This window comes from Nocardia sp. NPDC005998, assembly GCF_040614395.1.
Lineage (GTDB): Bacteria > Actinomycetota > Actinomycetes > Mycobacteriales > Mycobacteriaceae > Nocardia.
Genome location: NZ_JBEXUI010000003.1, coordinates 48,101 through 73,794, shown reverse-complemented (window position 1 = coordinate 73,794; position 25,694 = coordinate 48,101). Strand labels below are relative to the sequence as shown.

At 66.5% G+C, this 25,694-nt stretch carries 23 protein-coding genes; 6 read left to right on the top strand and 17 right to left on the bottom strand.

Annotated elements, in window-relative coordinates; genetic code table 11:
- Window positions 1–22: 22 nt before the first annotated feature.
- The gene (locus tag ABZ293_RS06750) at window positions 23–2,404 is read right to left on the bottom strand and encodes a thiamine pyrophosphate-dependent enzyme (RefSeq protein ID WP_355178017.1); all 2,382 of its coding nucleotides are present in this window, start codon (window positions 2,402–2,404) and stop codon (window positions 23–25) included.
- A gap of 189 nt (window positions 2,405–2,593) precedes the next feature.
- Window positions 2,594–2,947, bottom strand: coding sequence for a MerR family transcriptional regulator (locus ABZ293_RS06745; protein WP_355178015.1), 354 nt, complete (start codon window positions 2,945–2,947; stop codon window positions 2,594–2,596).
- 67 nt (window positions 2,948–3,014) lie between these two features.
- Here ABZ293_RS06745 and ABZ293_RS06740 point away from each other — a divergent pair, with 67 nt between their 5' ends.
- Window positions 3,015–3,785, top strand: a complete 771-nt coding sequence (locus tag ABZ293_RS06740; protein ID WP_355178013.1) for an amidohydrolase family protein — start codon at window positions 3,015–3,017, stop codon at window positions 3,783–3,785.
- A gap of 7 nt (window positions 3,786–3,792) precedes the next feature.
- Here the strand turns inward: ABZ293_RS06740 and pgl are convergent, their stop codons facing one another.
- Genes pgl through tkt form a run of 5 tightly spaced genes read right to left on the bottom strand, consistent with a single transcriptional unit; the run spans window position 3,793 to window position 10,276 of the window.
- Complete coding sequence (pgl, locus tag ABZ293_RS06735; protein WP_355178011.1) at window positions 3,793–4,536, bottom strand: 6-phosphogluconolactonase; 744 nt, start codon at window positions 4,534–4,536, stop codon at window positions 3,793–3,795.
- Window positions 4,529–5,437 carry a glucose-6-phosphate dehydrogenase assembly protein OpcA gene (gene opcA / locus ABZ293_RS06730; protein WP_354958593.1) on the bottom strand — a complete coding sequence of 303 codons (909 nt, stop codon included), beginning with the start codon at window positions 5,435–5,437 and terminating at the stop codon, window positions 4,529–4,531. The genes pgl and opcA overlap by 8 nt, the downstream gene beginning before the upstream one ends.
- Window positions 5,434–6,993 (bottom strand): glucose-6-phosphate dehydrogenase, encoded by a 1,560-nt coding sequence (gene zwf / locus ABZ293_RS06725; protein WP_355178009.1) that lies wholly within the window; start codon window positions 6,991–6,993, stop codon window positions 5,434–5,436. Before zwf ends, opcA begins: the two co-directional genes overlap by 4 nt.
- A 4-nt stretch (window positions 6,994–6,997) precedes the next feature.
- The gene (gene tal, locus ABZ293_RS06720; RefSeq protein WP_355178007.1) at window positions 6,998–8,128 is read right to left on the bottom strand and encodes a transaldolase; all 1,131 of its coding nucleotides are present in this window, start codon (window positions 8,126–8,128) and stop codon (window positions 6,998–7,000) included.
- A 6-nt stretch (window positions 8,129–8,134) separates the two neighbouring features.
- Complete coding sequence (tkt, locus tag ABZ293_RS06715) at window positions 8,135–10,276, bottom strand: transketolase (protein ID WP_355178005.1); 2,142 nt, start codon at window positions 10,274–10,276, stop codon at window positions 8,135–8,137.
- A gap of 387 nt (window positions 10,277–10,663) precedes the next feature.
- On the opposite strand from tkt, the gene ABZ293_RS06710 reads away from it, so the two are divergent.
- Window positions 10,664–11,653, top strand: coding sequence for a heme o synthase (locus ABZ293_RS06710; RefSeq protein ID WP_355178003.1), 990 nt, complete (start codon window positions 10,664–10,666; stop codon window positions 11,651–11,653).
- Here ABZ293_RS06710 and ABZ293_RS06705 read toward each other — a convergent pair.
- Both ABZ293_RS06705 and ABZ293_RS06700 read right to left on the bottom strand, forming a co-directional pair.
- Window positions 11,650–13,107 (bottom strand): FAD-dependent monooxygenase, encoded by a 1,458-nt coding sequence (locus tag ABZ293_RS06705; protein ID WP_355178001.1) that lies wholly within the window; start codon window positions 13,105–13,107, stop codon window positions 11,650–11,652. The two genes, ABZ293_RS06710 and ABZ293_RS06705, sit on opposite strands and share 4 nt — an antisense overlap.
- A 74-nt stretch (window positions 13,108–13,181) precedes the next feature.
- Complete coding sequence (locus ABZ293_RS06700) at window positions 13,182–14,168, bottom strand: zinc-binding alcohol dehydrogenase family protein (RefSeq protein WP_355177999.1); 987 nt, start codon at window positions 14,166–14,168, stop codon at window positions 13,182–13,184.
- An 86-nt stretch (window positions 14,169–14,254) separates the two neighbouring features.
- Between ABZ293_RS06700 and ABZ293_RS06695 the strand changes: the two genes are divergently transcribed.
- Window positions 14,255–14,857 carry a TetR/AcrR family transcriptional regulator gene (locus ABZ293_RS06695; protein ID WP_355177997.1) on the top strand — a complete coding sequence of 201 codons (603 nt, stop codon included), beginning with the start codon at window positions 14,255–14,257 and terminating at the stop codon, window positions 14,855–14,857.
- Window positions 14,858–14,938: 81 nt separating this feature from the next.
- On the opposite strand, the gene ABZ293_RS06690 is transcribed toward ABZ293_RS06695, so the two are convergent.
- On the bottom strand, window positions 14,939–15,904 hold the full coding sequence (locus tag ABZ293_RS06690; protein WP_355177995.1) for a quinone oxidoreductase: 966 nt from the start codon (window positions 15,902–15,904) through the stop codon (window positions 14,939–14,941).
- 61 nt (window positions 15,905–15,965) lie between these two features.
- On the opposite strand from ABZ293_RS06690, the gene ABZ293_RS06685 reads away from it, so the two are divergent.
- Window positions 15,966–16,316 carry a hypothetical protein gene (locus tag ABZ293_RS06685; RefSeq protein ID WP_355177993.1) on the top strand — a complete coding sequence of 117 codons (351 nt, stop codon included), beginning with the start codon at window positions 15,966–15,968 and terminating at the stop codon, window positions 16,314–16,316.
- A gap of 5 nt (window positions 16,317–16,321) precedes the next feature.
- Here ABZ293_RS06685 and ABZ293_RS06680 read toward each other — a convergent pair whose 3' ends face one another.
- From ABZ293_RS06680 to ABZ293_RS06670, 3 genes are all read right to left on the bottom strand, one after another.
- Window positions 16,322–16,996 (bottom strand): respiratory nitrate reductase subunit gamma, encoded by a 675-nt coding sequence (locus ABZ293_RS06680; protein WP_355177991.1) that lies wholly within the window; start codon window positions 16,994–16,996, stop codon window positions 16,322–16,324.
- Between the two features lie 143 nt (window positions 16,997–17,139).
- Window positions 17,140–18,591 carry an SPFH domain-containing protein gene (locus tag ABZ293_RS06675; protein WP_355177989.1) on the bottom strand — a complete coding sequence of 484 codons (1,452 nt, stop codon included), beginning with the start codon at window positions 18,589–18,591 and terminating at the stop codon, window positions 17,140–17,142.
- Between the two features lie 9 nt (window positions 18,592–18,600).
- The gene (locus ABZ293_RS06670; RefSeq protein ID WP_354958579.1) at window positions 18,601–18,810 is read right to left on the bottom strand and encodes a hypothetical protein; all 210 of its coding nucleotides are present in this window, start codon (window positions 18,808–18,810) and stop codon (window positions 18,601–18,603) included.
- 351 nt (window positions 18,811–19,161) lie between these two features.
- Between ABZ293_RS06670 and ABZ293_RS06665 the strand changes: the two genes are divergently transcribed.
- Window positions 19,162–19,995 carry a hypothetical protein gene (locus ABZ293_RS06665; protein ID WP_355177987.1) on the top strand — a complete coding sequence of 278 codons (834 nt, stop codon included), beginning with the start codon at window positions 19,162–19,164 and terminating at the stop codon, window positions 19,993–19,995.
- A gap of 41 nt (window positions 19,996–20,036) precedes the next feature.
- On the opposite strand, the gene ABZ293_RS06660 is transcribed toward ABZ293_RS06665, so the two are convergent.
- Together ABZ293_RS06660 and ABZ293_RS06655 are read right to left on the bottom strand one after the other, a co-directional pair.
- A complete protein-coding gene (locus ABZ293_RS06660; protein WP_355177985.1) occupies window positions 20,037–20,948 on the bottom strand; it encodes a 2-hydroxyacid dehydrogenase in 912 nt (303 codons plus the stop codon).
- 99 nt (window positions 20,949–21,047) lie between these two features.
- Entirely contained in the window at window positions 21,048–21,776 is a 729-nt protein-coding gene (locus ABZ293_RS06655) for a TetR/AcrR family transcriptional regulator (RefSeq protein ID WP_355177983.1), read from the bottom strand.
- A 99-nt stretch (window positions 21,777–21,875) separates the two neighbouring features.
- Between ABZ293_RS06655 and ABZ293_RS06650 the strand changes: the two genes are divergently transcribed.
- A complete protein-coding gene (locus tag ABZ293_RS06650) occupies window positions 21,876–23,405 on the top strand; it encodes a GMC oxidoreductase (protein WP_355177981.1) in 1,530 nt (509 codons plus the stop codon).
- Between the two features lie 2 nt (window positions 23,406–23,407).
- Here ABZ293_RS06650 and pip read toward each other — a convergent pair whose 3' ends face one another.
- Entirely contained in the window at window positions 23,408–24,400 is a 993-nt protein-coding gene (gene pip / locus ABZ293_RS06645; protein ID WP_355178516.1) for a prolyl aminopeptidase, read from the bottom strand.
- 270 nt (window positions 24,401–24,670) lie between these two features.
- Window positions 24,671–25,645, bottom strand: a complete 975-nt coding sequence (locus tag ABZ293_RS06640; RefSeq protein ID WP_355177979.1) for a heme A synthase — start codon at window positions 25,643–25,645, stop codon at window positions 24,671–24,673.
- Between the last annotated feature and the right edge of the window lie 49 nt (window positions 25,646–25,694).

Below are 25,694 nucleotides of genomic sequence, written 5' to 3'. Positions count from 1 at the left end.
TGCAAAGACGGGCAAGGGCGGTTCAGCGGGCGGTCAGCAGTTCGGTGGCGGCCGATTCGATTCGGGGTTCGTCCAACAGGACGGTGGTGGCGGCGGGGCCAAGGGGGATGAAACTGTCGTGGCTGGTTACGCGGGAGATGGGACCACTGAAGCCTGCGTCTACCAGGGCGGCGCAGATGGATTCGGAGATGCCGCCGGTGTGCCGGGTTTCATCGGCGATGAGCACGCGGCCGGTGGCGCGGGCGTGATGGAGGAGGTCGTCGAGGGGGAGGGGGTTGAGCCAGCGGAGGTCGAGAACTCGGGCGTCGATGCCTCGAGCCGAGAGGCGTCGCGCCACGCGCAGACTCATGGGGACGCCGTTCGCGAAGGTGACGATGGTGAGGTCGCGGCCGTCGCCGTAGACGCGGGCGCTGCCGATGGTGATGTGATCGGTCTCGGAAGTTGGTGCGAGCCAGGCGTTATCGTCGGGGTGGTACAGATCTCGGGTGTGATACAGGGCGATGGGCTCGAGGTAGATGCAGACTCGGCCGTCGACCCGGGCCGCGGAGACACAGGTGCGGAGCATGGCGGCGGCGTCATCGGCGCGGGCGGGGGAGGCGACGATCAGACCCGGGATATCGCGCAGTGCCGCAATGGAATTGTCATTGTGGAAGTGACCGCCGAACCCCTTCTGGTAGGCATATCCCGCGATCCGGACGACCATCGGATTCCGGTATCGCCCCTGCGAAAAGTACGACAGGGTCGCGGCTTCCCCGCGCAGCTGGTCGGCGGCATTGTGCACGTAGGCGAGATATTGAATCTCCGGAATCGGCACGAATCCGGCGAGTGCGGCCCCCAAAGCCGTTCCGAGCACACTCTGTTCATCGAGCAGCGTATCGAATACCCGCCGCGCCCCGAACTGCTTCCGCAGCCCTTTGGTGACGCCGTACACGCCGCCCTTACGCCCGACATCCTCGCCGAACACCAGCACATCGGAGTCCCGCGCCAGCAGATCTGCGAGCGTCTGATTGACCGCCTGAGCAAAGGTCACCGGGGCACGATCGACCGTTGTAGGTTCCATCGTGTCCTGGGCGGACGTATTGTCACTCTCGGTGTCGTACGCGGCTGTGGTGTCGTGAGTGGTCTTGCGGTTCAGCGTCGTTCCGCTGGCGGCGTGATCGGTGACCGGCGCGGCGGTGACCGGTTGCCCATTGCCGAGCGGCTTTTCGTCGCGCTGACTGGGCCGCGCACCGTTGGGAACAGCGGACCGGAGCGAACCTTGACCCAAGACGTCGGCCCGCACCAGGTCCGGGTGCAGTGGCGCCAACGGTGCCATGACCTCCGCCGCGGATGTCAGTTTCGGTTCGTGCCAGACCGATTCGGCCGTGGCGGTGACCCGCGCGCCGATATCGTCGTAGCGTTCGAGGACTTCGGCCGGGGTAGCTATGCCGGCGGTGACGAGTAGGCGCGCGGTCGCGGTGACCGGGTCGCGCAGCAGGTCGGCGGTGATATCGGCGCGGCTGCGGTAGGCCGATTCGACATCGGATCCGGCATGGCCCAACAGGCGAACGGTTCGCAGGTGGAGGAAGGCGGGCTTACGGTATTCGCGAACCCAGTCGGCCGCCTCGACCGCGGTCAGCGCGGCGTCGAGGAGGTCGCTGCCGTCGGCATCGAAGTACTGCAGGCCGACGCGGATGCCATAGGCCTGTTCGATCCAATCCGGTGGCGTCGGGACGCTGATGCCGATGCCATTGTCCTCGCAGACGAACAACAGCGGCAGCGGAACCCCTTGGTGCGCAGTATGGATCGCGGCATTGATGGCACCGGTGGCCGTGGAGTGATTGGCCGAGGCGTCACCGAAGCTGCAGAGCACTACCGAATCCGACGGCCATTCGCAGGCGACGCCGAGGCGCGCCGCGCGTTCGATCGCGAAGGCGAGTCCGACGGCGCGCGGCAGATGCGAGGCGATGGTGGATGTCTGCGGTATCACCGACGCCGGTTTGCTGCCGAAAACCTTATGTCTGCCACCAGATATCGGATCGGCCGCCGCGGCGACCACGCCGAGCAGCACATCTCGGATGGGGTCGAGGCCGGGCACCTGCCTGGCCCGGTGCACGAAGAACGCCCCGGAGCGATAGTGCAGCAATGCCGGATCGGTGGGGCGCAGGGCCGCCGCCACCGCCGCATTGCCCTCGTGGCCGGAGGACCCGATGCTGTAGTAGCCGCGTTTCGCACTGCCCAAACGGCGCGCTGCCAGGTCGAGATGCCTACTCGTCGCCTGTGATTCGAACAGCTCCAGGCACTGGGTTCCGGTCAGCCCGCTACCCGGCTCGAGCGGCTGCTCGACGGGACGGCTCGGCTGCGGTGTCAGCGCCGATAGCTCGGCACGAAACCGCTCATCAAGGTCGACTCGCTGTTCACTCACCGTGCGATCATCTCCGACGAACACCACCTCAGGTACCGCATTTGGACCGGATTTCTGAAAATATTTTGATCACTGCGGTAGTAACAAGGAACTTTTCCGCGAGGATGCTACCTTGAATCCCGGATTTGTCGGCGATAGCCGGTACGGCTGGTCAACCGGGGCGAGTGCGCGGCGGCCGACCCGCGGCCCTCAGCGCGACCGTTCCGTTTCCAAGATCGTGCGTCGCAGGACATCGCGGGCTGCATCCAACTCGGACGCGCGCCGATCCAACTCCGCCAGTCGTTCCTGTAGCGCGGGCAGCACCCCGGGACAGGCGCGCAACGCACCGCCGTCGCCGGTGCACGGCAGCATCTGCCCGATCACCCGGGTCGAGAGCCCCGCGGCGAGCAGTGCGCGAATCCGCGCCACTCGCTCCTCGGCACCCTCGTCGTACTCGCGGTATCCGTTATGGCGGCGCTCGGCCGAGAGCAGTCCGACGCGCTCGTAATACCGCAGCAGCCGTTCGCTGGTACGCGTGCGGCTGGCGAGCTCACCGATCAACATGACTTGACCTTCTCATGGTGTCAGGGATCAACACTGGGCGCCGCAGCTCGATTCCTGAGGAGAACCGTTGATCATCGACGCACACAGCCACGTACACGACCCGCTCATCGACCACATCGCGCTACTCGATGAGGCGGGTGTGGACAAAACCGTGCTCTTCATGACCAGACCGCATCCCGAACGCGCTCGAGATCTCACCGAACTGCGCCAGGAGATGGACCGCCTGCACCAAGCGTTGGCTGGCGGCGGCGGTCTCGGCCGTGAAACGGCTCGACGCGAACTCGATGCGGCACTCACCGCGTACCCGGACCGCTTCATCGGCTTCGCCTCGGTACCGCTCGACGCACCCGATATCGAGGTCGTTGTCGACCGCGATGTGGTCGGCCGCGGCCTGCGCGGTATCGGTGAGTTGACCCCGCCGCCCGACCAGGCCGCCGTGATCGAGCCGGTACTCCGTGCCGCCAACGATCACCATGGGCTCCCCGTCGTCGTCCACGGCGCTGCGCCCACCACCGCCGCCGACCTGCGCACCCTGACCGAGCTGGCGCGACGCTACCCACGCGTACCTCTCGTGGTGTCCCAACTCGGCGGCGCGCACTGGATGGACGCGATCGAACTGGTCCGCGACACCCCGAACATGTACCTCGAACTGTCCACTGCCAGTATCGTTTTCGCGGTCCGCCTGGCCATCGCCGAAATTCCCGAGCGCACCCTCTTCGGCTCTGACGCTCCCTACGGTGACCCGGTCATCGCGCGCACCACCGTCGAACGAGCCACCCGCTCCCCGCAGGTGCGCGAACTCGTCCTCGGCGCAACGATGCAGCAGTTGCTGAACTAGCCGGGCGCTACGGCAACGCGGCGGCGGCGTCCCGATCCAGCAGCCACGTCGTGGATTCCGACCCGGTAGCGCCCGCCGCGGGGATTTCCACCGGGTCGGCACCCGCGAGGGCGGCGGCCACGGCGTCGGCTTTGGCCGCACCGCCGACAACCAATACGACATGCCGCGCATGCCGAACCGCGGGCAGCGTCAGCGTGACCCGCACCGGTGGCGGCTTCGGTGAATTCGGTACCGCGACAACGAGTTCGTGCTGTTCCCGAACCGCATCGGTGTGTGGGAACAGCGAATTCACATGCCCCTCACCACCCATACCGAGCAGATGCAGATCGAATGCTCCGTGCTCGGCGAGATGCGCGTGCACCGCGGTCGAGTACTCCGCGGCAGCCTCCACCGGATCGGGATACTCACCGTCGGATGTGGCAACAGGGTGCACCCGGGACCGATCGACCGGCACATGATCCAGCAGCGCCTGCTGTGCCTGCAGATCATTGCGCTCCGGATCGCCCGCGGGCACGAATCGCTCATCACCCCAGAACACATCGAGCCGCGACCAGTCGATATCCCCTGGTGACTTGCGAACCAGCTCCAACAGCCCGATCCCGGTCCCGCCGCCGGTCAAGACGACCGACGCGGAGCCACGTGCGGACTGCGCGGCCACCACGACCTCGACGAATCGCGCCGCCGCGGCGGCGACCAGCGCATCGGTATCGTCGTGCACCAGGACCGCGGGTATTGCCGAGTCCTCACTCATAGGTCACCCTCTCGATTCCGGCGAGTGCCTCGGCGTAGATGTCGTCGGCGTCGAGCCGTCGCAGCTCTTCGGCGAGGCAGTCGCGAGTTTCCCGGCGCGCCAAGGCGATTCGCTGATCCGGATCGCCCGTGCGGGTGAGCGTCGCGGTCCGGCCGGTCTGCGGCCGCTCGATCGCGATCGACACCGTCGGGCGATGCACCTCCACGCGCAACGCACCGGAACGCCGCCGCACCGGGCATTCGAGCCGGGCGGCCAGCCATCCGGCGAGCATATCCAGCGCCGGTTCGTCACGCAGTCCGGAGACGATCACCGAATCCACCGGCTCGAAGGGCGGTTCGTCCATGGCGGCCGCGAGCAGCGCCCGCCAATAGGTGATGCGACTCCACGCCAGATCGGTATCCCCGGAGGCATGGCTACTGAGCCGCTTCTTGATCGTCGCCTGCGGATCGGCGGCGAAGGTGGCATCGGTAATGCGTCGAGTCGCCAAGCGCCCCACCGAATCCTTGGACGGGAATTCCGGGGCGCCGCGCGGCCACCAGGCGACCACCGGGGTGTCCGGCAGCAGGAACGGGATGACGACGCTGCTCTCGTGGTTGATCAGATCGCCCTGTAGCCGCAGCACTATCACTTCGGCCGCGCCCGCATCGCCGCCGACGCGGATCTGGGCGTCCAGCCTGGTCTCGGCCTCGCGATCGCCGCGGGCCAGCACGACCACCCGACAGGGATGTTCGCGACTGGCGTCATTGGCCGCATCGATAGCGTCCTCGGCCTCGGAACTGTCCAAGGTGCATACGACCAGGGTCAGTACCCGGCCCATGGTGATCACGCCATTGCTCTCGCGCAGCCGCACCAGCCGCTTGGTGACCTCGCCGGTCGTGGTCTGCGGCATATCCACGATCATGGCCGCCGCCATTCGCGCCCGGTGCGGGCGAGCATCTCGTCGGCCGAGGCCGGACCCCAGGTCCCCGCCTCGTACTGTTCGGGTTTGCCGTCGGTGGCCCAGTGCTCGAGCACCGGATCCAGGATGCGCCAGGACAATTCGACCTCCGCGTTCACCGGGAACAGCGACGGCACCCCGAGCAACACGTCGAGGATCAGGCGTTCATAGGCCTCGGGAGAGGATTCGGTGAACGACTCGCCGTAGCTGAAATCCATATTGACGTCGCGCACTTCCATGCTCGACCCGGGCACCTTCGAACCGAACCGCGTGGTAATGCCCTCATCGGGCTGTACCCGGATCACCAGGGCGTTCTGCCCGAGATCCTCGGTCATCGTATTGTCGAACGGCAGATGCGGCGCCCGCTTGAACACCACCGCGATCTCGGTCACCCTGCGGCCCAAGCGTTTTCCGGTGCGCAGGTAGAACGGAACGCCCGCCCAGCGCCGGGTGTCGACTTCGAGGGTGATCGCCGCATAGGTCTCGGTGCGCGACTGCGGGTCGAAGCCCTCCTCGTCGAGCAGCCCGACCACATGCTCGCCACCCTGCCAGCCCTCCGCGTACTGGCCGCGTGCCGTGGTTTCGTCAAGGGGTTCAACGAGTTTGGTCGCCGAGAGCACCTTGATCTTCTCGGTCTGCAGCTGTTTGGGCTCGAAGCTGATCGGCTCCTCCATCGCGGTCAGCGCGAGCAGCTGCAGCAGATGGTTCTGGATGACGTCGCGGGCGGCGCCGATGCCGTCGTAATAGCCTGCGCGCCCGCCCAATCCGATGTCCTCGGCCATGGTGATCTGGACATGGTCGACGTAGTTGGCGTTCCAGATCGGATCGTAGAGCTGGTTGGCGAAGCGCAGCGCCAGGATGTTCTGCACCGTCTCCTTGCCGAGATAGTGATCGATGCGGAATACCGTCTCCTCCGGGAAAACCCGGTTGACCAGCGCATTGAGTTCGACCGCGCTGTCCAGATCGTGTCCGAACGGCTTCTCGATCACCACTCGGCGCCACGGCTTGCGGCCCTCGGCGTCGGTCGTTGTCGGTTGCGCGAGTTTGTGTTGGGAGAGCTGATCGAGCACCAATGGGAACATATTCGGCGGAATCGACAGGTAGAAGGCGTGATTGCCGCCGGTGCCGCGGTCCTTGTCCAGCTTCGCCAGGGTGTCGGCGAGTTTGGCGAAGGCGGCATCGTCATCGAAGGAGCCCTGCACGAACCGGATGCCCTCGGCCAGGTGGTCCCAGACCTCCTGACGGAAGGGCGTGCGGGCATGGGCCCGCACCGCCTCCAGCACGACCTTCGCGAAATCCTCATCCGCGTAGTTCCGGCGGGCGAAGCCGACCAGTGCGAAGCCCGGGGGCAACAGCCCCCGGTTCGCCAGATCGTAGATGGCTGGCATCAGCTTCTTCCGGGACAGATCGCCGGTGACGCCGAAGATCACCATGCTGCACGGCCCCGCAATGCGGGGCACCCGCTTATCCCGCTCGTCGCGGAGCGGGTTCTTCCAGGTATTCGTCTGTGTGCCAGCCATTGCGTCAGTTTTCCCCGGACTTGGCGAGTTCGCCTGCGGTGGCGGTGAGCAGCTCCTCCCACGACTTCTCGAACTTCTCCACGCCCTCGCGCTCGAGCACCTCGAACACATCGTCCAGGTCGATACCGACCGCGCTGAGCTGGTCGAAGACCGCCTGCGCCGCCGCGGCGGTACCGCTGACGGTGTCGCCGCGGATCTCGCCGTGGTCGGCGACGGCCTCGAGGGTCTTCTCCGGCAGAGTGTTCACGGTATTCGCCGCCACCAGTTCGGTGACATACAGCGTGTCGGAGTACTCCGGATTCTTCACACCCGTCGAAGCCCACAGCGGCCGTTGCCGATTCGCGCCCGACGAGGCCAGGTGCTGGTAGGTCGAGGTGTGCGCGCCACCATCGAAGACATCCTGGTATTCCGCGTAGGCCAGACGCGCGTTGGCCACGCCCGCCTGCCCGCGCAGTGCCAGCGCCTCCGGCGTGCCGATGGCCTCGAGCCGCTTATCGATTTCGGTGTCCACCCGCGAGACGAAGAACGAAGCGACGGAATGGATCTTGGCCAGATCGTGGCTGGCGCCCTTGGCATTGCGCAGACCGTCGATGTAGGCGCCCATGACCGCGCGGTAGCGCTTGACCGAGAAGATCAGGGTCACGTTGACGCTGATGCCCTCCGCGATCACCCGGGTGATCGCGGGCAGGCCCGCCTCGGTGGCCGGAATCTTGATGAACAGGTTGGGTCGGTCCACCGTCTTCCACAGATCGATGGCCTGGGCGACGGTCCCGTCGGCATCGAAGGCCAGTCGGGGGTCGACCTCGATGGAGACCCGGCCGTCGACGCCGTTGGAGGCCTCGTAGACCCCGGCCAGCACATCGCAGGCCGCACGCACATCGTCGGTGGTGATGGTGCGGATGGCGGAATCGACATCCGCGCCTTGGGCGGCAAGCTCTTTCACCTGTCCGTCGTAGGCGTGGCCCTTGCTCAGGGCGCCCTGGAAGATAGTCGGATTGGTGGTGACGCCGACGACGCTACGGGTCTCGATGAGCTCGGCGAGGTTGCCGGACTGGATCCGGTCCCGCGACAGATCATCGAGCCACACCGATACCCCCGCGGCCGAGAGAGCGGCGAGATTTTCGTTCTGTGCCATGAGCTCTTATCCCTTCACGTTTTCCAGGGTGCGCTGCGCGGCAGCGACTACGGCTTCCGCGGTGATCCCGAACTCGCGGAACAGGGTCTTGAAATCGGCCGAGGCGCCGAAATGCTCGATCGACACGATCTCGCCCGCATCGCCGGTGAACCGGTACCACGGCATCGCGATACCGGCCTCGACGGCCACCCGAGCGGCGACCGCGGGCGGCAGCACCTCGTCCCGGTAAGCCTTGTCCTGCGCGTCGAACCACTCCACACACGGCATCGAGACCACCCGGGTTCCGATGCCCTGCGCCTCCAGCGTAGTGCGGGCGGCCACCGCGAGCTGAAGCTCGGATCCGGTCGCGATCAGGATCACCTGCGGGATGCCGGTGGACGCTTCGGCCAGCACGTAGCCGCCCTTCTTGACACCTTCGTAGCTGGTGCCCTCGAGGATCGGCAGATCCTGGCGGGTGAGTGCGAGTGCGGACGGTCCGTCCTGGTGCGCGGGCTCGGAGACCGAGAAGTGCGAGGTGTGCTCGCTGCTGTCGCGCTCGAGGATCGTGCGCCAGGCGTAGGTGGTCTCGTTGGCGTCGCCGGGGCGGACCACATTGAGGCCGGGGATGGCACGCAGCGCGGCCAGATGCTCGATCGGCTGATGGGTCGGGCCGTCCTCGCCGAGGCCGATGGAGTCGTGGGTCCAGACGTAGATCGCGGGCACCCGCATCAGCGCGGCCAGGCGCACGGCCGGACGCATGTAGTCGGAGAACACCAGGAAGGTGCCGCCATACGGACGGGTCGGTCCGTGCAGGGCGATGCCATTGAGGATCGCGCCCATGGCGTGCTCACGCACACCGAAGTGCAGGGTGCGGCCGTACGGGTTGGCCTTCCACATACCGGTGGAGATCGACTCCGGACCGAAGCTCGGTGCGTCGGGCATGGTGGTGTTGTTGGATTCGGCGAGGTCGGCCGAACCGCCCCACAGTTCGGGCAGAATCGGCGCGAGTGCGGCGAGCACCTTGCCGGACGCCTTGCGGGTGGCCATCCCCTTCGGATCCGTTGCGTACGTCGGCAGATTCGCTGCCCAGCCCGCGGGCAGGTCACGCTTGGCGAGGCGATCGAACAGGGCCTTGCGCTCCGGGTTGGCGGCGGCCCACGCGTCGAAAACCTGCTGCCAGGCCGCATGCGCCTGCCGTCCGCGCTCGACCACCTTGCGGGTGTGCGCGATGACCTCATCGTCGACCTGGAAGTTCTGCTCCGGATCGAAGCCGAGGATCTTCTTGGTGGCGGCCACCTCGTCGGCGCCGAGTGCGGCGCCGTGCGCGGCGCCGGTGTTCATCTTGTTCGGGGCCGGGTAGCCGATAATGGTGCGCAGCACGATGATCGACGGCTTGCCGGTCTCGGCCTTGGCCGCGGCCAGCGCCGCCTCGATGGCGACGACATCCTCGCCGCCCTCGACCACCTGCACGTGCCAGCCGTAGGCCTCGTAGCGCTTGGCGACGTCCTCGGTGAAGGCGATGGTGGTGTCGTCTTCGATGGAGATCTTGTTGTCGTCGTAGATCACGACCAGGTTGCCAAGTTGCTGGGTGCCCGCGAGCGAGGACGCCTCTGAGGTGACGCCCTCCTCCATATCACCGTCGGAGGCGATCACATAGATGAAGTGGTCGAACGGGCTGGCACCGGGCGCGGCGTCCGGATCGAAGAGTCCGCGCTCGCGTCGCGCCGCCATCGCCATACCGACCGAGGAGGCCAGACCCTGACCCAGCGGGCCGGTGGTGATCTCGACGCCGTCGGTGTGGCGGAATTCGGGGTGGCCCGGGGTGAGCGAGCCCCACTTGCGCAGGTGCTCGAGATCGTCGAGCTCCAGACCGTACCCGGCCAGGTAGAGCTGAATGTACTGGGTCACGCTGGAGTGACCGCAAGACAGGACGAAACGGTCCCGGCCGACCCAGCTCGGATCGCTCGGGTCCAGATGCATGGTGCGCTGGTAGAGCGTGTAGGCCAGCGGTGCGAGGCTCATCGCGGTGCCGGGGTGCCCGTTCCCGGCGTTCTGCACCGCGTCGGCGGCTAGGACCCGAACGGTGTCGACGGCCTTGGTGTCCAGATCCGTCCAGTCGTCCGGGTAGTTCGGCTGAGTGAGGGCGCGGATGTCGTCTGTGACTGACACGACCGAGGTTCTCCTGACATTGGTTTCGTCGACGGTGGCGGGAGGGTGCACGCGCGGCGGCGTGGAATGCGAACCGGGTTTACCCCAACTACCCTAGATGTGCCCGGTGACCGGCATGTGAGGAACCCGGCTTACTCCGGTTACGTGTCGTATTTCGTTTCCCGTCGCAGACCACGGGGTTACCCATTCGTGGCCGGGTACCGACCGGTTGCGGCGGTGGTGCGGAATCGCTGCCGCACCGGGCATGAGCGAGGGGCTATGGAAAGAACGCTGTGCGGCTGGGTCTACCATCGTGTGTAGTAGTAGCCGCGCCAGCACCAGCACGAGCAGGGAACAGCGCGCTGCTGTTCCATGCCGGATGCGATGCACAGCGTGCGAGGAGAGACAGTGCGGATTGGGCAACAGCCGGGTGGCAATGGCGCACACGGCTCCTCCGCGACGGCGCTGGCCGACCGGTTGACCGGCGATGGCCTGCTGTCCCGACTACTGCGGCGACCGCTCGCCTATATCGCGCTGACCAAACCGCGCGTCATCGAACTGCTGCTCGTCGCGACCATTCCGACGATGCTGCTGGCCGACCGCGGCCATGTCGATATCCGCCTGATCCTGGCGACCCTGTTCGGCGGCTGGATGGGTGCCGCCAGCGCGAATACGCTCAACTGCGTCGCCGACGCCGATATCGACAAGGTGATGAAGCGGACCGCGAAGCGGCCGTTGGCCCGGGAAGCCGTGCCCACCTCGCATGCCTTCGTCTTCGGTGTGGTGCTCGGCATCGGTTCGTTCGCCTGGCTGTGGTGGCAGGCGAATCTGCTCAGCGGCGTGCTGGTCATTGCGACCATTCTCTTCTACGTCTTCGTCTACACGCTCGGGCTCAAGCGTCGCACCTCGCAGAATGTGGTGTGGGGCGGCGCGGCCGGATGTATGCCCGCCCTCGTGGGTTGGTCGGCGGTGACCGGCACCATCGGCTGGCCCGCGATCGCGCTGTTCGGCGTCATCTTCTTCTGGACACCGCCGCACACCTGGGCGCTGGCCATGCGCTACAAGGAGGACTACCGCGCGGCCGGGGTGCCGATGCTGCCGGTTGTCGCCACCGAGCAGGCCGTCACCAAGCAGATCGTCATCTACACCTGGCTCACCGTGCTCACCACGCTCGCGCTGGTTCCCGCCACCGGCGTTGTCTACGCCGCCGTGGCGCTGGTGGCCGGAGCATGGTTCCTGCTCATGGCGCACCAGCTGTACTCCGGTGTGCGGCGCGGTGAATCGGTGAAGCCGCTGCGGCTGTTCCTGCAGTCCAACAACTATCTCGCCGTGGTGTTCTGCGGACTCGCCGTGGACTCGGTGCTCGGCTGGGATACGGTCGGCAGCTTCTTCGGCTAGTCCGATTGGTGGGCGGCGGTGGCGATATAGCCGTCCGGTCGGATGTGCACGGTGGTGCCTGGGACCGCGTGATAGGCGGCGTGGGCGTGACCGTCGACGTCTACGACATGGCGTCCGCTCGAGTGGTCACCGGGGCGAATCACCTCGTACCGCGCTATGCCGGGTTGGTCGGCATGTTCGTTGCTCGCACCGAAGGACAGCACGGTGGAATGCGGTCCACGGAACAGGTCGAAAAGTCGGATCGGTTGCCCCGCCTCATCTTTCAATGGAGCATCGGGGGCGCGATCACCCGCGACCAGTGCACCCCGATCCGCGGGATCCCGGTAGCTGATATCCAATTGGCGGGTCTGCTCGCCGCGCTCCATCGCATCCGCATGACCGTCGACCAGCTTGTCCAGCAAATCGGTGCTGATACCGAGCACCCGGGCGGCCACCGTTCGCCGCTCGGATTCGTAACTGTCCAGTAGTGATTCGTCCCCAGCCAGGGCGGCGGCGAGCTTCCAGCCGAGGTTGTAGGCATCTTGGATGCCGGTGTTCATACCCTGTCCGCCGGTGGGCGGATGGACGTGTGCGGCGTCACCGGCCAGGAGTACGCGTCCCTCCCGGAATCGCTGTGCCAGGCGGATATTCGGCCGCCAGACGGTGGCCCAGGTGAGATCGGTGAGGACGATATTCGGATTTCCGGAGTACTGGTCGACGAGCTGCTGCAGCACCTCGAGCGCGGGTTCGACGTCCTCTAGCAGCGGTGCGCCGAACTGGAACTGACTGCCACCGGGCAACGGGGACAACACGATTCCCTCCGTCGGGCGGCCTTCCGCGGCGAACCAGTAGCCGTAGTCGTGATCGAGCGCGTCCGCGCTGACATCGCCGAGCAGCATCCGGATCGAGTCGTCTGTATTGCCCTCGAACGGGATGCCGAGCTTTTTGCGGACCGTGCTGCGGCCGCCGTCCGCCCCGACCAAGTAGGCGACACGCACCGTCTCGGTGCCACCGACGTGCGCCAATTCGGCAGTGACGCCTGTCGCATCCTGCTCGAAAGACACCAGCGCCGTTGCCAGTTCGACCCGCACGCCGAATTGCGCGAGCCGGTCGCGCAGAATCGCCTCGGTCCGCGACTGACCGAGCACCCAGAGGTTGGGATAGGGGACCGCGGGCGTCGGCTCGACCGGATCGGCCATGCGATGTTCGCCCGCGAATTCACCGCCGAAGTACGCGCGCATTACCGGTGCCGGTGTCCCGGCGGCGTGCACCGCGTCCAATACGCCGAGATCGTCGAAGACCTCGAGGGTGCGCGGCTGGATGCCGTCACCGCGCGAGCCCGCGAAGAATGCGGTGGCCTGGTCGATGATGCGCACCGGGACATTGCGGCGGGCCAGGTCGATGGCAAGGGTCAGGCCGGTGGGCCCGGCACCCGTGATGAGCACCTGAGGATGGTTGTGGATGTGGTCGTGCACGATATCTCCGAACTGAATCGACTTGGTGGGCTGCGCAATTGCGGCCCACCTGAACTTTCGACAGGTGTCGCGGACTAGTCCGGGACCACCACGACGCGAGCGGCGCCGAACTGTGCCGCCGCCCACGCGTCCTCGATCTTCGACAGCGGGAACTCCCGTACGGCGATCTCGACCCGGCCGTCGGCAATGAACTGCATGTACTCCGGAATCGCGGCCAGGATCGACTGCACCGAAGCCGATCCGGCGCCACTGCCGGAGATGGTGATGCGACGGCTGCGCAGCAGCGCGGCCGGGACCGCCGCCTCCGCGCCCGCCATGGAACCGATCTGGACATAGGAGATATCCGCGTCGTCCTCGGTCAGGCCCTGGCGCCCCAGCGCCGCGAAAGCGGCTTCGGCCGGTGCACCCCAGACATAGTCGAGAACGAGACTCGGTGCCTCGGAGCCGATCGCCTCGGCCAGTGCCGCAGCGGTGGCGTCCTTGTCGTCCTGGAGGGTGACCGTGATCGCGCCGTATCCGGCCGCGCGCTCGAGTGCTTCCGGATTGCGTCCCGCCGCGATCACCCGATCAGCGCCGGCCAGAAAGGCGTTCTGCACGGCCAGCAGACCCGCGGCTCCGGTGGCGCCGAGGATCAGCACGGTGCCGAGCGATTTCTCGCCGCCCGAGGCGCGCAATGCGTCGCGCCGCTCGCGCAGGATCAGCCAGGAGGACAGCCCGGGGTTGAGACCACCGGCGATCCGCGCGGGATCGGCGTCGGCCGGGAGTGGAATCCGCATCCGCGATGGCACCGCCATACGCTCGGCCAGCGTGCCGTAGGGAGCCTGCAGGAAGCCGGTGTAGACGAGCGCGCCGTCGGCGGTGCGGGCGACGCCGTCGATGCCCGGGATCAGCGGGTAGGCGCCGGTGCTGCCGTAGTGCGTACCGGCCGCCAGCGAGCGCACGATCGGATGAATTCCGGCCGCGACCAGGTCGACGAGTTCCCGACCCTCGGTCACCTGCGGTTCGTCGAAGTCGGCGTACGCGGGAACCTCGCCAGCGCTGTGCAGGACTGCTGCCTTCATGATCTCCACCATTCTGAATTGAAATTCACTGAATCTGAATTCAGTATGGAGGTTGATAGGTTTTCTTGTCAAGGAGGTGGGTGCGAGTGACGTCGAGTCGCCGGGAGAGGTCCACAGAGACCGAACAGGCACTGAAGGAGGCGGCGCGGCGGGTATTCGCCGAACGCGGCTACTTGAACACCAAGATCACCGATATCACCGCGGCGGCGGGGCGGGCGGCAGGGTCGTTCTACAACCACTTCGCGAGTAAGGAGGAGCTACTCCAGGCGCTACTGAACGATCTGGCCTCGGCGGGGGATGAGCGCGCGGAGCAGCCCGAGCACAATGCCGATTTCAGTGATCCGGCGGCAGTGCGGTACCACATCGCCGGGTACTGGACCTTCTCGCGGGAGCACGCCGCCGTGCTGCACGCGATGAGTCAGGCGGCGATCGTCAGCGCGGATTTCGCGCGCGTCATCGGACAGTTCGGTGTCGAGCAGCGCGCGGATATCGCCGACCATCTGGATGGTCTGGCCGACAAGGGATTACGGCTTCCCAGCACTGTCGATGCCAGCCTGGCGATGATGTTCCAGGTGGCTCAGGGCATGCTGACGGCGGTCGAGGACGGGACCGTCCAATTGACCGATGAGCAGGCGATCGAGGCGCTGACGCGGTTCATCTACCGCGGGCTGACGGGACAGGACTACTGATCCGTCGGTGGACCGGATAATGCTGACGGGCAATGGATTCCGGTCCAACGGCCGCGCCGGTGCGCGGCCGTTGGACACGGGTCAGGGCAGCAGGACGATGGACCCGGTGGTCTTGCGACCCTCGAGATCGCGGTGCGCCTGTGCGGCCTCGGCCAGCGGGTAGGTCGCGCCGATCCGGACATGCAGCGTGCCATTGGCGATGGCGGTGAGAATATCGGTTGCGCGCCAGAGTAATTCGGTGCGATCGCGGGTGTAGTGCGCCAGCGTCGGGCGGGTGACGAACAGTGAGCCCGCGGGGCTCAGGCGCTGCAGGTCGAACGGCGGCACCGGGCCGCTGGCCGCGCCGAAGAGGGCGAGCATGCCGCGGATGCGCAGTGCTGCGAGGCTGGCCTCGAAGGTGGCCGCGCCGACGCCGTCGTATGCCGCGGCGACACCGACGCCATCGGTCAGCGCGCGGACCCGCTCGGCGAGGTCGTCGGTGTAGCGCAGCACCTCGGCGGCGCCCGCTTCGCGCGACAGTTTTTCCTTTGCGTCCGAGGAGACGGTGGTGATCACCCGGACGCCGCGCGCGGCGGCAAGCTGGGTGAGCAGCAGGCCGACACCGCCCGCGCCCGCATGCACGAGCACGGTCTCGCCGGGTTCGGGCTTGTAGATCGATTCGAGGAGGTAGTGCGCGGTCATACCCTGCAGCAGCGCCGAGGCGGCAACCGGGGTGTCGACACCATCGGGCACCTTGATCGCGACCGCGGCCGGTACCGCGACCCGCTGGGCGTAACTGCCGGGCGCCGCGGCCCAGGCCACCCGATCGCCGACGGCGAATTCGGTCACATTCGCGCCGATCTCGGCCACCACACCGGTGCCCTCGGCACCGGGGACATAGGGAACTGCCTGCGGGTAGCGGCCGGTGCGGATGTAGGTGTCGATGAAGTTGATGCCGATCGCTTCGGTATCGACGAGCAGCTGATCCGGACCGATCTGCGGATCCGGCACCTCGACATAGTTCAGGACTTCGGGACCGCCATGTTCGGAAACCTGAATGGCATGCATGAGATCTGTTCTACACCCACGCGGGGTGGCCCCGAACGTACCGGCCAGTAAACTAACCGCCATGAGTGCTGATATCGCCTTGGCCCCAGAGAAACTATCGGGTTCCGTCGTGGATTCGGTCAAGGGATTCGTCGCCGAGCACGGCGGCTCCGCCACCGCCGTCCTGCAGCCCATCGGCCGCCTCGGCGTGCGCGTCACGCTGGTCGGCTCCGATGGCATTCTCGGTGACCGCGTGGTCGCGGACCTGGCGACGGCCAAGGAGCTGGTGGCCACCGTCAACGGGCTCACCGAGGCCGACGAATGGGACCGCGAGCTGACCTCGATCGTCACCCCGCGCACCGGGCACTGGGCCAAGATGGCCGGTTGGGTCGCCCGCCAGACCCGTTTTCCGAAGGCGCGCAACGAGCACTGAGCCGTTCACGCTCCTGCGCTCGCACTCCCTAATCCACCGGCTCGGCGCGGGAGTACGCGCAGGGCCAGCCGCACGACCGGGCCCGCGAAGATGCCCGCGAGCCGGGTGTAGGGCCAGATCCCGATGATCAGCAGCAGGATCAGGCCGCGCCCCTGGTGGATGAACGGGGCGTGCTGCATGGCCTCGGGATGCGGACTGATCGTGAACAGCGAGCGGAACCAGGCGAAAAGTGTTTCACCGGTTCGATATTCGCGCGTCGATGCCGGATCGAAATCGATGAGCACCCCGGACAGCAATGCGGCGGCCAAGGCCGGGAAGGTGATGCGATCGAGCGGGGTGATCAGGGGGTGCGCCGGGCCCGCGATCAGGTCGGGCAGGAACAGCAGCACCGCGCCGATCACCGCCGCCGTGCCACCGGCGAGCAGCACGATCGTGATGACGATATGGATCGCACCGGCCGGGTGGGCGTGCGGTTGCGCGGCGAGCATATTGCTGACGCGTGCGATGACGATGAGGCACACCCCGTACCGGAACGCGGTCGTCCCGAAGCGCTGTTCGCGGTCCACCTCCGGGTCGCTGGTGTAGCTACGAAAGCCATCGCGCCGGTAGCGCCACACATGCCCCAGGATGAACGATATGAACGCGCCGTAGGGCAGCGCGATCCATAACAGCGATGTCACGGCGAGTTCGCTTTCCGCTTACCGACGATCGGACGTATCAGATTCGCAGAGCCGCCGATGCCGAACAAGGGACCAACGGCCCTTACCGGAAGGTACGTCGCAGGTCAGCGGCGAGTCGTCGGAGGCTCGCCGCTGACGCACCGCTACTTCTGGAGTTCGACCTCGCCGTTCTGCTGTCCCTTCGTGCTGAGATTCATTGCGGGAAGCAGGGATTCGCGTGCGATCGAGGTGAGCGCACCGGCCTGCTGGATGATCTCGGCGAGCGCCGATGTCACGCCCTGCGCACCGTTGAGCACCGTGAATTGGTCGACATGTTCGAACGGGGCCGCCGCAGCGGCGACGATCTGGGGAAGCTTCTCGGCGATCTGCTGAGCGATGACGGCCTCCTGGTTCTGGCTCATCGCCTCGGCGCGCTGCTGGATACCCGCCGCTTCGGCGGCCATATGCGCACGCACCGCATCGGCCTCGGCCAGACCCCTTGCCTTGATGGCGTCGGCTTCGGCCTGACCGGTGAGCCGGGTGGCCTCCGCCTGCGCTGCGGCGCGCAGTTTGATCGCATCGGCCTCGGCCAGCGCCTGCATCTTCGTCTGTGCCGCAGCGGCTTCCGCGCGCAGGCGGGTCTCCTGGGCGTCGGCCTCGGCCTGGCTGATCCGGGCATCGCGGCCCGCCGTGGCCAGGGTGGTCTGGCGATAGGCCTCGGCGTCGGCGGGCTTGCGGATCTCGACCTGCAGCTGCTGTTCCTTCTGCTGCGCCTCGAGTTGCGCTACCCGCGTTGCCATTTCGACGACGGCCTGCCGGGCGGTGGCATCGGCGAGCGGACCCTGCTGGGCGGCCTCCTGACTCGCGCTGTCGACCTCGGCCTGATATCCGGCCTTCTTGATCTGGGTGTCGCGCACCGCGAGTGCGATCTGCGCCTGTGCGGCCTGTTCCTGTTCGATGGCCTCGCGCTCGGCATTGGCGCGGGCGATGCGCGCCTTCTGTTCCACCGCCGCCTGATGCGGAATCGCAAGGTTGGCAATGTAATTCGAACCGCTGGAGATGGACTGGATCTGAAAGCTGTCGATGACCAGCCCGAACGATTCCATCTCCTGGGAGCAGCGGTCGCGGACCTGCTCGGAGAATTTGTCCTGATCGCTGATCATATCCTCGACCGTCATCGAGCCCGCGATCGCGCGCAGATGGCCGACGAAGACGTTCTGCACCTTGGTTTCCAGCTCTTCGGCCGGCCGGTCCAAGAAGCGGCGGGCCGCATTCGCGATGGACCGGTAGTCGTCACCGACCTTGTAGACCACCACACCCGCCAGTTGCAGACTGATCTTCTGCTGACTCACACAGGGCACGGTGATCTGACTTTCGTGCGCCTCCAATGAGATTCGGCGCACCTTGGTCAATCCGGGTGCGACCAGACTGCCGCGTCCGGTGACGATCCGGAACCCCATGCTCTCGCCGAAGGCCTGTCCTTCGCCCGCGCGGAAACCGGAAATGATCAGCGCCTCATCGGGTTCGGCGACTCGCCAGGAGAGCCGGAACAGGATGGCGGCAAGGAACAGCACCACAACGGCGATGCCAACGACGACCACTAGCAGGACGTCCATGATGAACCTTCATTTCAAGGGAGTAACTTCAACCGTTCGCCCACCCAGGCTCCCGACCACGAGCACCTGGGTATGCCTCGGAATGGTTGTCTCGCCGTCGGCAGGACGCGCGAGGAATCGCTCTGTCCCCGCCCGCACCTCGATCAAAACCTCGCCGAGATGGTCCGGCTTGATCGTCGCGGTCACCCGGGCGATCTTGCCGATCACGTCTGTCGCCACCGACACCTCCCTGCCGCGGTTCGACCACTCCACGGTAGGCCTCGCGAAATGAGCGAGCCGTTCGCGCAAGCGATCTTTACAAATCTCTTATGCCTTCTAGTCTCGCGCCCTTGACGCCAATTCGCACGAACTGGATTTCCCGGGTTCATCCGGCCGTGCGAGGCGGGGGACCAAGATCAGGTCGACCCGCGGGCGGGCCGCTTTTCGGGCGATGTCGCCGTGGCATCCCTATGATCTTGATAGGCCGACAGTGGACATCCGTCCATCGAAACATGAATGGGTCATCCAATGAGCGACATCGGAATGGTGATGGGTGCCTGGTCTCGTGTTCGGCTCGTAGAGTAGGTGACGATGAACGCGGATAAGGCGAGTGAGCTGGCGGCTCGGCGGGTCGGCGCCGCGCACACCGACGCACACCAGCGTGTCGCGCTGGCCGAGAGCTGCTATCCACCGGAGCTGCGCGGCTACGGTCGCGCCGAAATCGCGTTCCTGCGTTGGGAACTTGCGCGCGGCGTACTCGATCCAGAGACCGGCAGCCCATGGTGGCGCGCCATCAACGACCGTCTGCTGCACGACAAACTAGAGGCCGCCCTGCTCCATCGGGACGGTGTCCGCGACGCGTCGACACCTGGTGCCCGGCTCTGGCTCGAATTCCTCATCGCGCCTTCTCCCGCGGCGTGGTACCGGGCGCACAACCGCAGCATTGTCTCCGGCTATTTGGAGCATCAGGAGTTGGCCGAGGCCGAGCTGCCCGCCGAGCGACTGATGATCAACGTGACGCTCATGCGGGTGCTGTTCACCCACGTGCTGGTGGCGCGGCCGACGCTGGCGCTGGGCCGGTTCGGCCGCCTCGGCGGCTGGTCGGCCGATCCGCGGCGCAGCTCGGTTCGCCTGTTCCTCGACCTGCGCAATGTATTTCCCGAGGTGTATCCGCTGACGGAATTGTCGGTCGACGCGGTACTCGCGCTGGAGGGTCGTGTCGCGCGGGCGCTGGACTACGGACTGATCGTCCCCAAGCTGGAGCGCGTATACGCCTTCGCCGCGGAACATCTGGACGAGCCGATGCTCGTCGGTCTCGTCGAGAACGGAGACCCGTGCTACGCGGGATTTCGCATCCAGCGCGCGCAGCTGGCATCGGATGCGCTGATCAGGACGCTTGCGCGGGTTACTCGGCCGCGGCGGTGATTTGTCCGGCGACCCATCGGCGCTGACCGTGTTCCAGGCTGTCAGTAGTCTCCACGCACAAGGTTTTTCGGAGGTTCGCCGGCCGCGTATCGGGTGATTTCCGCAGCGACGACGGCGTAGGCACGTTCGAGACTGCCCCTGCTGCTACCCGCGACGTGCGGCGTCAGCAGTAGACCGGGCGCGGTCCACAACGGGTGATCGGATGGCAGCGGCTCCGGGTCGGTGACGTCCAAGGCGGCGCGTAGCCGCCCCGACTGGAGTTCGGCGAGTAGTGCTCGGGTCTGCACGACGGGGCCCCGCGCGACGTTCACCAATATCGCGCCATCGGCCATCGCGGCGAGGAATTGCGCGTCGACCATGCCGATGGTCTGGTCGGTCACCGGAACCATCAGTACGACGGCGTCGTAATCGCCGAGCAGTCCCGGTAGTTCGTCGACGCCGTGCACCCCGTCTCTGGCCGTCGTGCCGACCAGCGTCAAGGTCGCATCGAAAGCCTCCAGCCTGCGGCGCAATTCGATAGCGAGATCACCCGCGCCGATGCCGAGAATTCGCTTGCCGGCCAGGGTGTCGGTCTGATGGTAGTGCCAGTGGCGCTGCCGCTGGGCATCGGCGAATTCGACCAGGTCGCGATAGATCGTCAGCAGTGCCGCGACAACCCATTCCGCGGAACTGCCACCATGCGCGCCACGGGCATTCGACAGCATGACCCCGTCGGGCAGCCGACCGATCCACCGTTCGGTCCCGGCCGTGAGCATCTGCACCAGTCGCAGCTTCGGCAGTCCGGCCGGATCGATCGATTCGGGACCGGTCAGAAACGCCGGAACCAGCACCTCCGCCAATTCCGCTGCGGCGGGCAATGGTTCACCCGGCGTGTACCGCACGGGGTGAATCCCATCGAGCCGGGCCAGCACGCCGACTCCGTAATCATCTGGCACAAGGACGGTGACCGGCATGTCTGTCAGACTAACCGCGCCCGCCGTTCCGGGCAGGATTGCATCCGATCATCGGATCTTTGATATCAACCCCCGGCTCCGCCGAAGGATCCCGATGAACTAGGTGTTCGTCCGATCTGCCAAGCGATCGAGCCACTCGGCCATCAGTGTTCGTTCGGCGGGCGTCAACGCGTCATCGGCGTTGCCCCGCAACGCCTCGCGCAAGGCGACAGCGCGTTCGGGCAGGTCCGAGGGCATCGACCGCTGCGCGCCCTGATCGGTGATGATCCCGGCGATCGCGTTGTGCCAGGCGATCTTCGACAGTTGGGGATCGCGCTCCCCGGGTGGGACGCGAAGTTGACTCACGACGTAGCCAACGGCGGCGGCGTGCATCAGCTCGGTCGCACGCTTGACGCTCATCCGAAGAAGGCCGCGGTCGCCGATTCGCGCGATCATCTGTTGCAGGAGATCGAGTGTCTCCCTGGCCGGTGACGGCATCTTGCCGGGCCGGGACTGGACATAGGCAAGGACGTAGCAGTCCGGGTGCGTCAGGCCGAAGTCGACATGCAGATCCCATGACTCGCGCAAGTCCTGCACAGGGTCGTCGGTGACGACGGCTCGTCGCTTGTCCTGCAGGTACTTGCTGAGGACGTGGCCTACGACGGCGTCCAGCAGTCCTTCCTTGTCGCCGAACTGGCGATAGATCGTCGGCGGCTGAACCCCGGCCGCGGCCGCCACCGCACGCGTCGACACCGCGTCCACGCCACCCGTACCGAGTAACTCGGCGGCGGCTTCCAGCATCTTGTCCGCCGTCTTGGACCGCGGAGTAGGCGGTGCGGTACGAAGCATGTTTCCAACGATAACAAATTTCTGGTATCGGTGGATGTATCAGTGGTATCGTAAATGCCGTTCCATCGATAACATTGCATCAGGCGGGAAGGAACGTTCATGTCAACCTCATCGAACTCGTATGACTTCGTCGTCGTAGGCGCCGGCACCGCCGGGTCCGTGATCGCCAGCCGACTCACCGAGGATCCGAGCGCGCGCGTGCTGCTCCTCGAGGCGGGCAGCGCGACGCCGCCGCCCGCCAGTGCCACTCCACCGATGTGGCCCATGATGATCGGCACATCGGTGGACTGGGGCGATTCGACAACCGTGCAATCGGCCACGGGGTCGTCGGTGCGGTTGGTGCGAGGCAGGGGCATCGGCGGTTCGTCGGCGACCAACGGGATGATGTTCGTTCGCGGCCACCGAGCCAGCTACGCCGCGTGGCCGCAGGTCGGCGCCAAGAGCTGGGGATTCGACGACCTGCTGCCCTACTTCAAGCGCAGTGAGACCGTCGTCGGGGGCGACCCGGCACTACGCGGCGACGGCGGCCCGATGCGGGTGGGACCGATTGATCCGCTGCACCCGGTGATCGCCGCTGGCCTCGATGCTGCGGCCCAGTGTGGATACCGCAGGGCAAGCGATATCGGTGGCGGCCTGGAACTCGGCTTCGGTCCGACCTTCCAGAACATCGTCGACGGCAAACGGATCAGCGCCGCCGAGGCATACCTGCTGCCCGCATTGTCGCGTCCGAACCTCGACCTTGTTGCCGACGCGGTCGTACATCGGCTCGGCATCGAGAACGGCCGCTGCACCGGCGTCGAGTACAGCACTGGCGCAGCAGCATCGATCTCCGTCGCATGCGCTGGTGAAGTCGTGCTCGCCGCGGGCACAATCGGCTCGGCGCAGTTGCTGATGCTGTCCGGAATCGGTCCGCAGGCGCATCTTCGTGACGTCGGCGTCGAGGTCGCGCTGGACCTGCCAGGCGTAGGGGCGAACCTACATGACCACGTCATGGCGCCGGTGGTCTACAAGTCCACACGGCCGATACCGCCCACCCATGGCAGCGGTCACGGCGATGCCATCGGTCTGATCCAGACGGAGCACGCCGCGAACGACGGCCCCGATGTGCAACTTCTCTTCATTGATTCCACCGGCATCGGCCTGCCGGGCGATGACGGGAGCGTGGTCGGGTACGTGATCGCCGCTGCAGTGATGCAGCCGCGCAGCCGCGGCAGCGTCCTGCTCTCGGCGCCGGACGCCGGCTCACTGCCGATAATCGACCCGAACTACCTGGGCGACGAGCGGGACCTCCACACGATCATCACCGCACTGCGCCTGGCGCGCCAGATCGGTGACGCGAGCGCGTACGACGAATGGCGCGAAGCAGAAGCCGCACCCGGCCCCGCCGTCGACGACGACAACGCCCTTCGTGAGTTCGCGAAGGCCGCGCTCCAGTCGTACTTCCACCCGGTGGGCACGTGCGCGATGGGTGATACCGCGACATCTGTTGTCGACAGCGAATTGCGCGTGCACAGCATCAGCGGCCTCCGGGTCGCCGACGCGTCCGTAATGCCGTCGATTCCCTCGGCCAACACCGCCGCGACCGTCTACGCGATCGCGGAGCGCGCGGCCGAGATGATCAGCGGGTGATATCAAGCACCGGCACCGCCGAAGCGCGCCAGTGCTTCCAGAATCGCGCGTCCCATGGCGGGACTGCCGGTATGGCCGGAGTCATCGATCACGCGCAGCTCGGCACTCGGCCATGCCCGCGCCAATTGCCACGCTGAATAGAGGGGTCCGGACAGGTCGAGGCGGCCGTGAATCAGCACGGCCGGGATTTCGGCGAGCTTGTGCACCTCGCGCAGCAGGACGCCGTCATCGAGCCACGCGGCGTTGGTGAAGTAGTGCGTACAGATCCGCACGAACGCCAGCATCGCATCGTCGGCCTTGGCGCTGTATTGCCCAGGAGTGCCGAGGTTTTCATGCGCGATGACCGCATCCTCCCAGGCGCACCAGTCCCGCGCGGCTTTGGCGCGGACCGCGGCGTCCGGGCTGTTCATGAGCCGGTTGTACGCTGCGACCAGATTCCCGTCGCGTTCGGCGGTGGGCACTCCGTCCCGAAACGCCTCCCATGGGCCGGGTAATAACCGTGCGACACCGTGATACAGCCAATCGATCTCTTCTGGTCGAGTCATCGTGACGCCGACGAGCACGACCGCACTGACCCGTTCCGGATAATGCTGCGCGTACGCCAGGATCAAGGTGGATCCCCATGATCCGCCGTACAGCAGCCACCGATCGATGCCGAGATGTTCGCGCAGCCGCTCCATATCCGCGATCAAATGCGCAGTGGTGTTGTGCGCCATATCCACAGCGGGATCGGAGGCGTGTGGCACGCTCTCCCCGCATCCGCGTTGATCGAACAATGCGATCCGATACACGCTGGGGTCGAACAACTTTCGCGGTCCGTGTCGCCCACCGCCGCCCGGGCCGCCGTGCACCACAAGTGCGGGTTTGCCTGTCGGGTTCCCGCTGGTCTCCCAATAGATCTGGTTCCCATCGCCAACGTCGAGGAGTCCGTGCTCATACGGCTCGATTTCTGGAAAGAGCTTGGCTGCTCGGGTACCCGCCCCTGCTGGATTCATCACCGCTGCGGTATCCGACCCGGCTTCGCTCATGCCCGCTCCTGTCATCGACGATGGCTTCGCCACTCCGGATGCCCTCGGCAACCTGTGGCTCAATGCCAGCTTGCCTGTCGCATGGGATCCACTGCTCGCCTTTGCGCAATGTGATGCGTATGCATCCAGCCGCCACCCGGTGCGCCAACAGCGGTCATGGAGACGAGGGCGCGCCGGGATTCGCATCCCTGTGTCGATGGGAGTTCGGCGCGATACGGGGCTGCGGGTTCGTACCGACTACGCCGACTGTTCGGCTGGGTTCGGGACCGGTGCCGAGATGTGTTCGCGAGTGCGCAATGACGCCCACAGCGCTGCGGTGGCGGCGGTGCAGGCGGCCGCGCCGCCGACGTGGGTGGCGACCAAGGCGGCCGGTACGTCGGTGAAGTACTGCACGACACCTACCAGGGACTGTGCACAAACCAGACCGAGCAGTACGAACAGGCGGGTGCGCACGGCGGGGGTGATGCCGACCGCGAAGAGGCCGAAGGTCAGGCCGATGAGCAGCGCGAGATAGCCGACCAGCAGTTGTGAGTGCAGGTGGACCAGGGTGACGATCTCGACCTGGAGGCGTTCGACGGGGCGCTCGATGCTCTTATCGCCCGCATGCGGTCCCGCGCCGGTGACCAGCGTGCCCGCGATGAGGACGGCGGCGAGTGCGATACCGCTCAGTGCGGTGAGCCAGCGCAGCGGTGTGGGTGCCTGGGTCACCTCGATGCCGTCATCGGGTTCGCTGACCTTCGCGAACATGACGACCGAGACCCACACCATCAGCATCGACGCCAGCAGATGCACCGAGACCGTCCACCACAGCAGTCCGGAGCGCACGGTGATACCGCCGATGACCGCCTGCAGCACGGTGCCGCCGGGCATGAGCCACGCGTACACCAGCACCTCGCGGCGGCGCCGGGCCCGGGTGACCGCGAGCACGATGAGTGCCGCGCACAGGGTCACCGCGAAGCTCAGCATGCGATTGCTGAACTCGACGGTCTGGTGCAGTACCGGAACCTCGGCGACGCCGGTCGGGGTGAAGCTGCCGGGGAAGCACTGCGGCCAGGTCGGGCAGCCGAGTCCGGACGCGGTGACGCGCACGATCGCGCCGGTGACGGCGATCCCGGCCTGGGAGACGATGACCGCAACGGCGATCAATCGCTGCACCCGCAACGAGGGCAGCGGGAGCAGATCGACGAGTCGCAGAAATGCGCGATACAGCACGCAATGATGGTAGCCGGGCCGGTTGGGCCGCCTGCAGGCGGTCTACTAC

What these genes read in the sequence shown, in the direction of transcription:
- tal (WP_355178007.1), bottom strand. Translation starts at nt 8,128, where the DNA reads ATGGCACAGAACGAAAATCTCGCCGCTCTCTCGGCCGCGGGGGTATCG.
- ABZ293_RS06700 (WP_355177999.1), bottom strand. Translation starts at nt 14,168, where the DNA reads ATGAAGGCAGCAGTCCTGCACAGCGCTGGCGAGGTTCCCGCGTACGCC.
- zwf (WP_355178009.1), bottom strand. Translation starts at nt 6,993, where the DNA reads ATGGCTGGCACACAGACGAATACCTGGAAGAACCCGCTCCGCGACGAG.
- pip (WP_355178516.1), bottom strand. Translation starts at nt 24,400, where the DNA reads ATGAATCCAGCAGGGGCGGGTACCCGAGCAGCCAAGCTCTTTCCAGAA.
- ABZ293_RS06685 (WP_355177993.1), top strand. Translation starts at nt 15,966, where the DNA reads ATGAGTGCTGATATCGCCTTGGCCCCAGAGAAACTATCGGGTTCCGTC.
- ABZ293_RS06655 (WP_355177983.1), bottom strand. Translation starts at nt 21,776, where the DNA reads ATGCTTCGTACCGCACCGCCTACTCCGCGGTCCAAGACGGCGGACAAG.
- ABZ293_RS06650 (WP_355177981.1), top strand. Translation starts at nt 21,876, where the DNA reads ATGTCAACCTCATCGAACTCGTATGACTTCGTCGTCGTAGGCGCCGGC.
- ABZ293_RS06665 (WP_355177987.1), top strand. Translation starts at nt 19,162, where the DNA reads ATGAACGCGGATAAGGCGAGTGAGCTGGCGGCTCGGCGGGTCGGCGCC.
- ABZ293_RS06745 (WP_355178015.1), bottom strand. Translation starts at nt 2,947, where the DNA reads ATGTTGATCGGTGAGCTCGCCAGCCGCACGCGTACCAGCGAACGGCTG.
- ABZ293_RS06675 (WP_355177989.1), bottom strand. Translation starts at nt 18,591, where the DNA reads ATGGACGTCCTGCTAGTGGTCGTCGTTGGCATCGCCGTTGTGGTGCTG.
- ABZ293_RS06690 (WP_355177995.1), bottom strand. Translation starts at nt 15,904, where the DNA reads ATGCATGCCATTCAGGTTTCCGAACATGGCGGTCCCGAAGTCCTGAAC.
- opcA (WP_354958593.1), bottom strand. Translation starts at nt 5,437, where the DNA reads ATGATCGTGGATATGCCGCAGACCACGACCGGCGAGGTCACCAAGCGG.
- pgl (WP_355178011.1), bottom strand. Translation starts at nt 4,536, where the DNA reads ATGAGTGAGGACTCGGCAATACCCGCGGTCCTGGTGCACGACGATACC.
- ABZ293_RS06660 (WP_355177985.1), bottom strand. Translation starts at nt 20,948, where the DNA reads ATGCCGGTCACCGTCCTTGTGCCAGATGATTACGGAGTCGGCGTGCTG.